The organism is Actinocorallia herbida (assembly GCF_003751225.1).
Classification (GTDB): Bacteria; Actinomycetota; Actinomycetes; order Streptosporangiales; family Streptosporangiaceae; genus Actinocorallia; species Actinocorallia herbida.
In genome coordinates this window covers 7478810-7490900 of record NZ_RJKE01000001.1, presented here as the reverse complement: position 1 = coordinate 7490900, position 12091 = coordinate 7478810, and the positions used below count along the sequence as shown (strand labels likewise).

Below are 12091 nucleotides of genomic sequence, written 5' to 3'. Positions count from 1 at the left end.
CGGGGGGACGGGACGTTACTGGCGGGCCAGCGTACCGATGAAGACGAAGTCGCCGCTGCCGTCGGTGGCCTCGGCCTCGGTGTTGAACTTGGTGAGGAACATCTCGGTGCCGTTGTCCTTGGGGAACAGCTCGTTGTAGGTCTGGTCGGGGCACTTGGCCGCGTTCTTCTCGGTGATCTGCTCCCGGACGACGGTCTTCCAGACCGAGCCGTTCGGGTGGTGCAGGAAGGTCAGGGTGCCCGAGCACGACCAGGTGGTGTCGTCGTTGGGACCGTTGCTGTAGGTGATGCTGCCGGTGGAGGAGCCCTCGTCGATGGTCAGCCGCACGTTGTACGTCGCGCTCTCGGGCTTGGTCTGGTTGACCTGGCCCGTCCAGGTGCCCGCGTAGTCCTTGCAGAAGGTCGTGTCGGCCGTGTCGCCGCAGTCGACGTCGCCGGTGGAGGTGTCGCCCGAATCGGTGTCGGTGTCGGTGTCGTCGTCCGTGCCGGGGTCGAGCGGCGCCTGGCTGGTGGGCTGGACCGTCGGGGTGGTCGGCTCCGAGTCGGGCAGCGCGGCGATGATGATCGCGATGGCCAGGATCAGGATGACCACCACCGAGCCCGCGATCGCGGCGATCACCGCGCCGTTGGACTTGCGCGGCGGGCCCGGGTACGGCGGCGCGGGCGGGAAGCCCGGCTGGGGCGCGAAGCCCTGCTGCGGGGCGTAGGGCCGCGGGACCTGCGGGGACTGGGGGTACTGCGGCGGCGGCGTGAACGGGCCGCCCTGCTGGGGGTAGCCCATCGGCGGTTGCTGCGGAGGCTGCTGCGGCCCCTGCTGGAGGCCGGGCTGGAAGGCCGAGTGCTGGAGCGGCGGCGGGGTCGGCGGGCCCGGCTGCGCGCTGATCGCGCCCGGGTAGGACTGCGGCGGCGGCGTGTAGGCGGGCGGGCTCGCCGGGCCGGGAGCCGCCGCGTAGGGCTGCGCGGGCGAGACGAACGGGGCGGGGGTCGGCGTGCGCGGGGGCGGCGGGGCCGGGAGCTGCGCGGCGATCCGGGTGCCCTGGTTCAGCAGCTCCTCGCGCTGGGTGGCCGAGGCGGGCGCGGCGCCGGGCTGCGGGACCAGCTCCAGCAGGGCGTCCAGGGCCGAGGGCCGCTGGGTCGCGTCCTTGGCCAGGCAGCGGCCGATCAGCGGGCGCAGCTCGGGCGGCAGCCCCGACAGGTCCGGCTCCTCGTTGAGGATCCGGTTGATGATCACCGGCAGGGTCTCGGCCTCGAAGGGCGACTGCCCGGTGGCGGCGAAGACCATGGTGGCGCCGAACGCGAAGATGTCGACCGCGGCCTGCAGCGGCGCGCCGGTGAGCTGCTCGGGCGCCAGGTAGCCGGGGGTGCCGACGACCATGCCGGTCGCGGTGACCGCGCTCTCCTGGGAGTTGACGGTCCTGGCGATGCCGAAGTCGACGACCCGGGGGCCGTCGGCGGCGATCAGCACGTTGTTGGGCTTGAAGTCGCGGTGCACGATGCCGACCTCGTGGATCGCGGCGAGGGCCGTCAGCATGCCGATCGCGAGGAGGTTCAGCTCCTGCGCGGGCCGGGGGCCGCCCTGGGCGACCAGCTCGTGCAGCGACGGGCCCTCGATGTACTCGCTCACCACATAGGGGGAGTCGCCGTCGACCTGCGCCTCGATGATCCTGGCGGTGCAGAACGGCTCGACCTTCTGCGCGGCGGCGACCTCCCGCACGAATCTGGCGCGAGCCTGGGGGTCGGTGTTCATCTGGGCGTGCAGCAGTTTGATCGCGACGAGGTGGCCGTCGGTCGTGCGGCCCAGGTAGACGGCGCCCTGCCCCCCGGCTCCGAGGCGTCCGACCACCTCGTAGGAACCGAGCGCGGTCGGGTCACCCTGCTCCAGTGGAGCGTACTTCGGCATGCGACCCCTCCCAGGTCAGCTCAATCCCCACGCGCATCGGCGGCGGCGATGCGGCGACGATATCGCGTGAGTCAGAACTATGAGATCTCTCTGTACTTCTGGCCCTTTGCAGGGGTAGAGGACGAGTGGGGCCGGGACTTCGGTCTCACCGCCGTCCCGGTCGCCGCGCGCCTCTTTACTGGTCTCCGATGGCCGGATCCTGGGTGTTGTTCGCCACATACGGTGATTCGCAGGGAGTTTTTCTCCCTGGATGGTCACGTCGTGACTCATGGACCCGTTCTTCCCAGGTATGATCCCGCCCGCGGTGGGCGCAGCCACGGGGACTATCCGTAGCTGCCGACCGTTCTTCCGGACGGGAGTCGGCGGAGGCGCTCACGTCGTGCGCTGCCGCATCGGAGTGGCGGTAGCGGCATGTGTGTCGGAGGTCGCAAACCGTGACAGAATTTCCCGCCCGGATCGGGCACAAGAACGGCGTCCCGTGCGTTACTTCCGCGCGACGGGGTGCATATAGAGGACTACGGAGCCTCCGGGCGGGAGCCCGGTAAGGCCAAGAGGGGGATGGAGAGAGATGGCCACCGACTACGACAGCCCGCGCAAGACCGACGACGACCTGGGCGAGGACAGCCTCCAGGAGCTCCAGGCCCGGCGGACCGACAAGTCCGCCGGCATCATCGACGAGGACCTGGACGCCGGCGAGGTCGCCGAGCTGCCGGGCGCGGACCTGTCGAACGAGGAACTGTCGTTCAAGGTCGTGCCCAAGCAGGCCGACGAGTTCACGTGCAGCAGCTGCTTCCTGGTGCACCACCGCAGCCAGCTCGCCAAGGAGAAGAACGGCGAGCCGGTCTGCACGGAGTGCGCGGCCTGACCCGCCGCGGACGGACCCGAGGAGGAGAGGACGGGATGACCAGCGAGGGCGACCGTCCCGAGCCCCCGCAGGGCGAGGAAGAACACGAGATAGGTGAGCTGATCGGTCGTCTGTCCGGCACGGAGGAGCTGGACAAGACGACCAGGGGGCGGCTGCTCGGGCGGCTCGCCCAGCTCCTGGGCTCCAGCGCGAGGCGCGCCGGGGTCAAGGGGCTCGCGGGCGGGCGCTGGCTCGCCGACGTGTTCGCCGAAGTCGCCCCCCGCATCCCGATGCGCGACCTGGAGACGCTGCGGGCGCACCATCCGGGGCTCAGCGCCGAGGCGCTGGCCGACGAGCTGGTGCGCGGCGCGGTGAACCGGACGACGGCGGTGGGCGCGGCCGGCGGCGCGCTCGCGGCCGTGCAGTTCGCGGCGCCGCCGCTGCTGCTCACGGCGCCCGCCCAGATCGTCGCCGAGACCCTCGTCGTGGCGGCGATCGAGACCAAGATGATCGCCGAGCTCCACGAGGTGCACGGGGTCCAGGTCCAGGGCGGGACCTCCGAGCGGACCATGACGTACGCGCTGGCCTGGGCGAAGCAGCGCGGCGTCAACCCGATGGACTCCGGCTCGCTCAGCGTCGGGCTCGGCGGCGCGGCCAAGGCCGCGCTGCGAAAACGGATGCTGGGCGTCGTGGGGAGGCACATGACGACCCTCGGCCCGTTCCTCACCGGAGCGGTCGCCGGAGGGACGCTCAACCGGGCGGCCACCAAGAAGCTCGCCGAGAAGGTCAGGGACGACCTGGCGCGCTACGGGACCCTCGCGAGGGGCGTGCCGCGCGAGCCGCACAAGCATCTCGGTGGCGGGCATCCCCAGCTTCCGCCGCCAGGCCCCCCTCCCGGGGACGAGGACTAGGAGCGCGCGGGTACGGGCGGCACACCCGTCCCGCGCGGACCGTGCCGGTCAGTCGTTCGTCAGCTCGTCCTTGAGCTTCGCCAGGTGGGCGGGGAGCGCCCCGGTGGTGTGCTCCCACTGCCTGACCGCGAGCCGGGTCACGAGCACCCGGGTGACCTCCATGCCGACACCGATGAGCACGGCCCAGCCCAGCGCCTCGGCGAGGCCGACGTCCGGGGACTCGGGGTTGACCGGGGGCTTGCGCCCGGTCCCCTTGCGCCAGATCAGCTCCAGTGACTTGCGCGCCGCAAGTCCGCCGGCCATCCCCGTGATGCCGGCGAAGATCTTCCAGCCGACGTCCGGCTTCTGCGCCATCGTCGCCCCTTCCTCGCTTGTGCGGCGTCGTCCGCCGCGGTCCCGACGCTATCGCGATCGCGGGCCGGGCCCCAGGGCTGCGGTAATCAACGCGCCTTCTCCGCCCGGCATCCCTATCCTTGGCGGATGACCGAGACGCCACGCACCCGCGCCATCCCTGAAAGGGCCACCCTCGACGGCCTGGAGGACAAGTGGGTAGCCGTCTGGGACCGCGAGGGCACCTACGCGTTCGACCGGACGAAGGACCGCGCACAGGTCTATTCGATCGACACGCCGCCCCCGACCGTCAGCGGGTCGCTGCACGTCGGGCACGTGTTCTCCTACACGCACACCGACACCGTCGCGCGGTTCCAGCGGATGCGCGGCAAGGAGGTGTTCTACCCGATCGGCTGGGACGACAACGGCCTGCCGACCGAGCGCCGGGTGCAGAACCACTTCGGGGTGCGCTGCGATCCGTCGCTGCCCTACGACCCGTCGTTCGAGCCGCCGGAGAAGCCCGGCAAGAACCAGATCCCGGTCAGCCGCCGGAACTTCATCGAGCTGTGCGAGCGGCTGACGGAGGTGGACGAGAAGGCGTTCGAGGAGATGTGGCGCCGGGTGGGCCTGTCCGTGGACTGGAGCCACCTGTACACCACGATCGGCACTCGGGCCAGGGCCGCGTCCCAGCGGGCGTTCCTGCGCAATCTGAGGCGCGGGGAGGCTTATCTGTCCGAGGCGCCGACCCTGTGGGACGTGACCTTCCGGACCGCGGTCGCGCAGGCCGAGCTGGAGAACCGCGATCAGGCCGGGGCGTTCCACCGGCTGGTCTTCCAGGGGCCGGAGGGCCCCCTGCACGTCGAGACGACCCGGCCGGAGCTGCTGCCCGCCTGCGTCGCGCTGGTCGCGCACCCCGATGACGCGCGGTTCCAGCCGCTGTTCGGCAAGTCCGCGCGCACCCCGCTCTTCGACGTCGAGGTGCCGGTCGTCGCGCACCGGCTCGCCGACCCCGAGAAGGGGTCCGGCCTGGTCATGGTCTGCACGTTCGGCGACACCACCGACGTGGTCTGGTGGCGCGAGCTCGACCTGCCGATCAGGGCCGTCGTCGGACGGGACGGGCGGATCGCGCCCGAGGCGCCCGCGGGCGTCCCCGTCGGGCCGTACGCGGAGCTGGCGGGCAAGACCCTGCACGGCGCGCGCGAGCGGATCGTGGAGATGCTGCGCGCCTCCGGCGACCTCGACGGCGACCCCAAGCCCGTGACGCGCCCGGTGAGCTTCTACGAGAAGGGCAGCAAGCCGCTCGAGATCGTCACGACCCGGCAGTGGTACGTGCGCAACGGCGGCCGCGACGAGGAACTGCGCCGCCGCTTCGTCGAGGCGGGCCGGCGGATCTCGTGGCATCCCGCCTACATGCGCACGCGGTACGAGAACTGGGTCGAGGGCCTGAACGGCGACTGGCTGGTGTCGCGCCAGCGCTTCTTCGGCGTGCCGATCCCCGTCTGGTACCCGCTGGACGACGCGGGCGAGCCCCGCTACGACACGCCGCTCGTGCCGGACGAGGCGCTGCTGCCCGTCGACCCGTCCACCGACGTGCCCGAGGGCTACGAGGCCGGGCGGCGCGACGTGCCGGGCGGCTTCACCGCCGATCCCGACATCTTCGACACCTGGGCGACGTCCTCGCTCACCCCGCAGATCGCGGGCCGCTGGACCGACGACGCCGACCTGTTCGCCCGCGTCTTCCCGTTCGACCTGCGGCCGCAGGCGCACGACATCATCCGCACCTGGCTGTTCTCGACGGTCGTGCGCAGCGAGCTGGAGTTCGGCTCGCTGCCCTGGACGAACGCGGCGCTGTCGGGCTGGATCCTCGACCCCGACCGCAAGAAGATGTCCAAGTCCGTGGGCAACGTCGTGACGCCGCTCGGGCTGCTCCAGCAGTTCGGCTCCGACGCCGTCCGGTACTGGGCGGCCAACGGCAGGCCGGGCACGGACACCGCGTTCGACACCGCGCAGATCAAGGTCGGCCGCCGGCTGGCGACCAAGGTGCTGAACGCCTCGAAGTTCGTGCTGGGGCTGCCCGGTGAGGCCGATCCCGAGGCGCTCACGCCGCTGGACCGCGCGATGCTGACCGGCCTGGCCGACGTCGTCGCCGAGGCGACCGCCGCGTTCGAGGACTACGACTACACGCGGGCCCTGAACGTCACCGAGCGCTTCTTCTGGCAGTTCTGCGACGACTACCTGGAGCTGGTCAAGCAGCGCGCCTACGGCGAGGGGCCGGCGTCGGCCGCCGCGCGCTCGGCCCTGCGCAGCGCGCTGGACACCCTGCTCCGGCTCTTCGCCCCGTTCCTGCCCTTCGCCACCGAAGAGGTCTGGTCGTGGTGGAAGGAGGGCTCGGTGCACCGCGCGCCTTGGCCGGAGCCGGGCGAGCGCGGCGGCGACGTGCGAGTGCTCACCGCCACCGCCGAGGCGTTGTCGCAGGTCCGCAAGGCCAAGTCGACGGCCGGGGCGTCGATGCGCGCCGAGGTCGCGGGAGCGGTGCTGCGCGGCGCCGACGCCGGCCTGGTCGCGCGCGGCGACCTCGCGGCGGCGGGCGTCATCACCGACCTCTCCGTCGCCGAGTCCGAAGGGGAGGGCGTGACGGCCGAGGTCGTGCTCGCCTAGCGGTCAGGCCCGTTCGACACCTCACAGGCCCTTGATGAGTTCCTTGGTGAGCTCGGTCAGCCGCCGGCCCGAGACCCGGTAGGACGCCCCCGCCGGGTTGAGGGTCAGCACGACCACGATGTACCGGGACTCGGCGCCGAGGGTGCCGGTCGTGTGCAGGACCGGCCTGCCGAGCCCGAGGTCGGGCCCGGCGGCCGGGACGAAGCGTGAGCCGTTCGCGCACGGGTAGGGCGGGGTGAGCCCGAATCCGGACCAGCCCTGCTTCACCGCGTGCGCGCGCTTGGTCGCCGACGGGATGCCCCAGCTCTGGTCGAACCCGTCGGTGCCGCACTTGGTGGACTTGCCGAGGTGGCCCATGACCGTGTCGCGGACCTTCGGCGCCGCCTCGTCCAGCAGGAACCGGTAGGTCGCGGCGATGTCGGCGGCGCTGATCGCGGTGTAGCCCCAGTAGCCGGGCTGGCTCGCGGGCGGCGGCGCGGAGTCGGCGAGGCCGATCTTCTTCTTCATCCGGGTGACGATCGCGCCCTTGCCGCCGAGGTTCCAGAAGAACGTCGCGCTGTCGTCGTCGCTGGAGCGCAGCATCTTGGCGAATCGCGCGGCGTGCGCGGGCTCGACCTTCCCCTTGCGGCGGCCGAGGTAGTCCAGCGCGATGAACAGCTTGACCACCGAGGCCGACCGCAGCGTCTTGTGCGCGCCGCTCTTGCTGAGCGTCCTGCCGGTCCGCCGGTCGAAGACCACCCAGCGGGCGGAGACGCCGGGCGCGGGCTTCGGCCGCGCGGCGGGCGCGGGCGCCTCGGCCTCGGGGGCCGCGGGGGAGGAGGGCGCCGCGCCGGAGCCCGCGGCGGAGCCCTGCGGGGAGTCCGCCGCGGCGGAGGGCGCGGCGGGGGCGGGCACCGGCCCGGCGCCGCCGCAGGCGGTCGCGGCCGTCGTCAGCAGGGCCAGGGAGGCCGCGACGAGCACGCGGCGGGCGGGCAGGTGGGTCATCCGGGAAACCCTAGTCCCGCCGTCTAGGGTGGGTTCATGGAGCCGGTGGAGGAGGACTGGGCGTCGGCGCTCGCGATCGTGGCGCACCCCGACGACCTGGAATACGGCGCGGCCATGGCGATCGCGCGGTGGACGGCGCAGGGCAAGAAGGTCGTGGAGGTGCTCGCGACCCGCGGCGAGGCGGGGATCCAGACGATGCCGCCCGAGGAGGTCGGCCCGCTCCGGTCCGCCGAGCAGGTCGAGGCGGCCAGGCTCGTCGGGGTGGACACCGTGGAGTTCCTCGACTTCCCCGACGGGATGCTGGAGTACGGCCTGCCGCTGCGCCGCGCCCTCGCCCAGGCGATCCGGAGGCACCGGCCCGAGGTGGTCGTGTCGCTGAACTTCCGGGAAACGTTCGGCCCCGGCACGTACAACATGGCCGATCACCGGGTGCTCGGGCGGGCTGTCGCCGACGCGGTGCGGGACGCGTCGAACCCGTGGGTGTTCCGCGACCTGCCCGAGCCCGCGTGGCACGGCGTCAGGTTCGCGCTGTTCGCCAATTCCCCCGCGGCCGCGCACTTCGTGGACGTCGGCGACCACCTGGAGACGGGTTTGCGCGCGCTCGCCGCGCACCGCGTCTATCTCGCCCACCTGGAGGGCGCGCCGGACCAGGGCGAGATGGTCACCTCGATCGTCGCGGCGGCGGGGCGGGCCGCGGGGGTCGCCCACGCCGTGCCGTTCGAGCGGCTGTGACGCCCCGGCGGCGGTAGGGTTTCCGCCTGGACGCAAAGCCGGCTGGGAGGACGACGGGTGGAACACGGGGCTCACGCCGCAGAGGAGGCGCACGGTGCGCGGTGACGTCGAGGTGCTGATCAAGCGGCTCGATCCGGAACTGCCCGCCCCGTCCTACGCCCATCCGGGCGACGCGGGCGCGGATCTGCACGCGGCCGAGGACGTCGTGCTGGAGCCGGGCGAGCGCAAAGTGGTGCCGACCGGACTGGCCATCGCCCTCCCGAATGGCTTTGCCGCTTTTGTCCATCCGCGTTCCGGTCTGGCGGCTACGCTGGGTGTCACGATCGTCAACGCGCCGGGCACGGTCGACGCCGGATACCGGGGCGAGATCAAGGTGACGCTGCTGAACACCGACCGGCACGGGACGGTCCGCCTCGCGCGCGGCGACCGGATCGCCCAGCTGGTGATCCAGCGGGTGGAGCGGGCGGCTTTCGTGGAAGTCGCGGATCTGCCGGGATCGGCCCGCGGAGCAGATGGTTTCGGCTCCACAGGCGGATACGCTCAGCGGGCGCACTCCTAAGCGCGCATTCGAACGAAGGAGTAGGGAAAGTGGCTTTCGGACGTCGTCGTCAGGACAAGCAGTCGTCGGCGGAGCAGGCCGAGGCCGCCCCGGTCGAGGAGACCGAGGCCGTCCCCGCGACGGGTCCTTGGGACTCCATCGAGGGCACGGCGACCGAGCTGGAGCGGCTGGACTTCGGCGCCCTCCAGGTGCCGATCGGTCCCGGGCTGGAGATCCAGGTCAACCTGGAGCCCACCGAGGTCGACGCGCAGGGCAACCCGCTCAACGGCAAGATCGTCGCGATCACGGTGATCGCGGGGCAGAGCAGCATGCAGCTCCAGGTCTTCGCGGCGCCCAAGCGCTCCGGCCTCTGGGACGACCTGCGCAAGGAGCTCACCGAGGAGCTGACCCAGAACGCGAACGCCGAGGTGCAGGAGGGCGAGGGCCCGTTCGGCACCGAGATCCGCGCGATGGTCCCGGCCCAGCTCACCGCCGAGATGCTCGAGCAGATGCCCGACGAGGTCCGCGCGCAGATCCCGCAGGAGGTCATCGACCAGGGCTTCGCCTGGCAGCCGCTGCGCTTCCTGGGCGTCGACGGCCCCCGCTGGTTCGTGCGCGCGCTGGTCGCGGGCGAGGCGGTGCAGGACGACGAGGCCTTCCAGCCGCTCGGCGCGGTGTTCAGCGAGCTCGTGGTGGTCCGCGGCGATGAGCCGATGCCGCCGCGCGAGGCGCTGGCGCTGAACCTGCCGGCCGAGGCCAGGAACGCCATGGGCGAGCAGGCCGCCGAGGCGGAGGACACGGACGACGACTTCGACCCGTTCGAGCCCGGCGTCCACATCACCGAGACCCGCTGACGGGTCGCTCGGCCCCACGCCCTGTCCCGAGGGCGCGTCCGGAGTTCCCGGCCGCGCCCTCGGTGTCGTCTCAGCGCCGGCCGGGTGCGCCGGTGGACCGCCGGAGGACGAGTTCCGCGGGCAGGAGCGCCGGCTCCGCGGGGCGGCCCTCCAGGACGTCCATGAGGTGGGCCATGGCGAGTTCGCCCATCCGCTCGGCGGGCAGCCGGACCGTCGTCAGCTCCAGCGCCTCGGCCAAGTAGAGGTCGTCGAAGCCGGTGATCGACACGTCGCCGGGGACGTCGAGGCCGAGGTGGCGGGCCGCCTTGTGGGCGCCCGCCGCGAGGGTGTCGTCGTCGCAGACGAGGGCGGTGGGGCGGTCCGGGGAGGAGAGCAGCCGCAGGGCGGTCTCGAACCCCGCGGCGATGCTGATCGCGGCGCGTCCGGTGACCAGTTCCGGCACCTGCTCGGCGAGCCGGAGCGCGCGGCTGCGGAACGTCCACACGTTGATGTCGGCGGCCAGGTGGCCGATCCGGGTGTGGCCGAGGCCGCGCAGGTGGGCGACGATGTCGCCGATCGCCCCCGCGACGTCGAAGTTGACGGTCGGGGCCGGGCCTTCGGGATCGCTGTCCACCATGACGAGGGGGACCGGCCGCCGCATGCCCGCCAGGGAGTTCTCGCCCATGGAGGAGGCGAGCATCCCGTCGATGGCCTCCTGCGGGCCGCTGAACGGCCCGTCGGCCTCCAGGGGCCAGGGGAACACCACGAGGCTGAACCCGTTCTCCACCGCGACCTTCGCGGCGCCGGTGTAGACGGCCGCGAAGAACGGCGCGGTGATCGCGGGGACGACGAGCATGATCGTCCGGGTGCGGCCGAGCCGCAGGTTGCGGGCCGCGGGGTTCGGCCGGTAGCCGAGGCGCTGGGCCGCGTCGCGGACGTTCTGGGCGGTGGCTTCGGAGACGCGGCCTGGCCATTTGCCGCTGAGCACCATCGAGACCGTGGACTGGGAGACACCGGCCGCGGCCGCCACGTCCTTGCTCGTAGGCCGACTGTGTGCTGGCATCACGCCCCTTAGAGTAGATCCGTCGGTGCCGCCCCCATACGTATCACTGATTCTAGTGATACGTATAACCGACGGGTGCCCGGATTTTTTGGGAGAATCATGCGCGTCTATCGCAGTCTGCTGCGAGCCCCCCACGCCGTCCGCCTCCTCGGCGGCACCCTCCTGGGTCGCCTCCCGAACGGGATGGGCGTGCTCGCGATCACGCTGTTCACCCGCGACGAAGGCGGCAGCTGGGCGCTCGCGGGACTGCTGGCCGCCGTCCACGGCCTCGCCGCCGCGTTCGGGCAGCCGGTGCTCGGCCGGCTCATGGACCGGCTCGGCCAGCCGCGGGTGCTGGTGGCCGCCGCGAGCCTGGCGGGCCTCGGGTTCGTCGCGTTCGCGTGGACCGGGATCGGCGCGGTGCCCGCGGCGCTCGCCGCGGTCGCCGTCGCGGGGCTGTTCACCCCGCCCCTGGAGCCGGGGCTCCGCGCGCTGTGGCCGGAGGTGCTCAAGGAGCCCGACCAGGTCCAGGCCGCCTACGCGATGGACGCCGCCGCGCAGGAGCTGCTCTTCACTTTCGGGCCGGTTCTGGTCATCGTCTCCGGCCTCGTCTCCGACACCGCGCCTCTGTACGCGTGCGCCCTCCTGGGGCTGGCGGGCACCCTCATCGTGGCGCTGTCCGGGCCGTCGCGGGCCTGGCGGGGAAGCCCGTCGACGGGGGACTGGGCGGGGGCGCTGCGCTCGCCCGGCCTCGTGGTGATCGGGATCTCCCTCGGGTTCATCGGGCTCAGCCTCGGCGTCTTCAACGTGGGGATGGTCGCCTACGCGGAAGGGATCGGCAGCGAGTCCGCGTCCGGCTGGCTGATGGCCGCCAACGCGCTCGGGGCCCTGACCGGCGGGCTCGTCTACGGCGCCCGGACATGGCCGGGGCGGCCCGCGCGCCGCATCCCGCCGATGCTCGCCGCCCTGACCGCCGGGTACGCGCTGCTGCTCCTCACCCCCGGCCTGCCCCTGATGCTGGTCCTCGCCTACGTCTCCGGGGTCTTCCTGGCGCCGATCCTGGCCTGTGTCTTCGGTCTCGTCCCCGACCTCGCGCCGGAGGGCACCGTCACCGAGGCGTTCGCCTGGATCGTCGCGTTCATGACGGTCGGCGTCTCGGCCGGATCGGCGCTCGCGGGGAAGATCCAGGACGAGGCGGGCACGGTCGCCGCACTGTCGGGCTCCGCTCTCGGGGGGCTCGCCGCGGTCCTCGTGTGCGTCGCCGGCGGATGGCTGCTGACCGTCCGTTCCCCGGTCGGGCCGCGTTTGCCGTAGCCTCTG

The 12091-nt window shown here is 72.6% G+C and carries 11 protein-coding genes; 7 read left to right on the top strand and 4 right to left on the bottom strand.

Annotated features, from left to right (window positions below):
• Positions 1 to 15: 15 nt before the first annotated feature.
• The gene (locus EDD29_RS34185; protein WP_123668391.1) at positions 16 to 1899 is read right to left on the bottom strand and encodes a serine/threonine protein kinase; all 1884 of its coding nucleotides are present in this window, start codon (positions 1897 to 1899) and stop codon (positions 16 to 18) included.
• Positions 1900 to 2467: 568 nt separating this feature from the next.
• Between EDD29_RS34185 and EDD29_RS34180 the strand changes: the two genes are divergently transcribed.
• A complete protein-coding gene (locus EDD29_RS34180; protein WP_123668390.1) occupies positions 2468 to 2764 on the top strand; it encodes a DUF4193 domain-containing protein in 297 nt (98 codons plus the stop codon).
• 35 nt (positions 2765 to 2799) lie between these two features.
• A complete protein-coding gene (locus EDD29_RS34175) occupies positions 2800 to 3654 on the top strand; it encodes a hypothetical protein (protein WP_211360091.1) in 855 nt (284 codons plus the stop codon).
• Between the two features lie 48 nt (positions 3655 to 3702).
• Here the strand turns inward: EDD29_RS34175 and EDD29_RS34170 are convergent, their stop codons facing one another.
• Positions 3703 to 4008 (bottom strand): DUF4235 domain-containing protein, encoded by a 306-nt coding sequence (locus EDD29_RS34170; RefSeq protein WP_123668389.1) that lies wholly within the window; start codon positions 4006 to 4008, stop codon positions 3703 to 3705.
• Positions 4009 to 4134: 126 nt separating this feature from the next.
• Here EDD29_RS34170 and valS point away from each other — a divergent pair, with 126 nt between their 5' ends.
• Positions 4135 to 6642, top strand: a complete 2508-nt coding sequence (gene valS, locus EDD29_RS34165; protein WP_123668388.1) for a valine--tRNA ligase — start codon at positions 4135 to 4137, stop codon at positions 6640 to 6642.
• Between the two features lie 21 nt (positions 6643 to 6663).
• On the opposite strand, the gene EDD29_RS34160 is transcribed toward valS, so the two are convergent.
• Positions 6664 to 7626, bottom strand: coding sequence for a hypothetical protein (locus EDD29_RS34160; RefSeq protein ID WP_211360090.1), 963 nt, complete (start codon positions 7624 to 7626; stop codon positions 6664 to 6666).
• 36 nt (positions 7627 to 7662) lie between these two features.
• On the opposite strand from EDD29_RS34160, the gene EDD29_RS34155 reads away from it, so the two are divergent.
• The 3 genes from EDD29_RS34155 to EDD29_RS34145 all read left to right on the top strand — a co-directional run bounded on the left by EDD29_RS34155 (position 7663) and on the right by EDD29_RS34145 (position 9750).
• Complete coding sequence (locus EDD29_RS34155) at positions 7663 to 8358, top strand: PIG-L deacetylase family protein (RefSeq protein WP_123668387.1); 696 nt, start codon at positions 7663 to 7665, stop codon at positions 8356 to 8358.
• A 94-nt stretch (positions 8359 to 8452) separates the two neighbouring features.
• Complete coding sequence (gene dut / locus EDD29_RS34150) at positions 8453 to 8917, top strand: dUTP diphosphatase (RefSeq protein WP_123668386.1); 465 nt, start codon at positions 8453 to 8455, stop codon at positions 8915 to 8917.
• A 29-nt stretch (positions 8918 to 8946) separates the two neighbouring features.
• Positions 8947 to 9750 carry a DUF3710 domain-containing protein gene (locus EDD29_RS34145; RefSeq protein ID WP_123668385.1) on the top strand — a complete coding sequence of 268 codons (804 nt, stop codon included), beginning with the start codon at positions 8947 to 8949 and terminating at the stop codon, positions 9748 to 9750.
• Between the two features lie 70 nt (positions 9751 to 9820).
• Here the strand turns inward: EDD29_RS34145 and EDD29_RS34140 are convergent, their stop codons facing one another.
• Entirely contained in the window at positions 9821 to 10792 is a 972-nt protein-coding gene (locus EDD29_RS34140) for a LacI family DNA-binding transcriptional regulator (protein ID WP_211360089.1), read from the bottom strand.
• A gap of 99 nt (positions 10793 to 10891) precedes the next feature.
• Between EDD29_RS34140 and EDD29_RS34135 the strand changes: the two genes are divergently transcribed.
• A complete protein-coding gene (locus EDD29_RS34135) occupies positions 10892 to 12085 on the top strand; it encodes an MFS transporter (protein ID WP_123668383.1) in 1194 nt (397 codons plus the stop codon).
• Positions 12086 to 12091 lie beyond the last annotated feature (6 nt).